Origin of the sequence: Bacillus cereus group sp. N21 (genome assembly GCF_016483395.1) — a bacterium.
Classification (GTDB): Bacteria; Bacillota; Bacilli; order Bacillales; family Bacillaceae_G; genus Bacillus_A; species Bacillus_A pseudomycoides.
This window is the reverse complement of sequence record NZ_JAEHBX010000439.1, coordinates 1-235: the sequence shown is the minus strand read 5'-3', so window position 1 is coordinate 235 and position 235 is coordinate 1. Positions and strand designations below refer to the sequence as shown.

The following is a 235-nucleotide window of genomic DNA, read 5'->3' as shown; positions in this document are numbered from 1 at the left end:
GTACTTGTACTAATGTCATATGTTTCAGCAATCTCTTTAACAGTCATTTCTTTCCCGTTAATCACTGCCGTTAATACTTTACCTGTACGTTTTGGAGCTGCTTCTTTCTTTACAGCTGGTTTTTCAACCTTTTTTGGCGCCTCTACTTTTGTCGTAGCTTGCTTTACATCACAAGTACAACCACAAAGTTTACGGAATGTATCATCGCTTATAATGCGCGATACATTTGCACCAC

1 pseudogene is annotated in these 235 nt (G+C 38.7%); it reads right to left on the bottom strand.

From position 1 onward, the window contains the following. A pseudogene (locus JDS96_RS31550) lies at nucleotides 1-235 on the bottom strand (DUF3797 domain-containing protein); the annotation flags it as partial.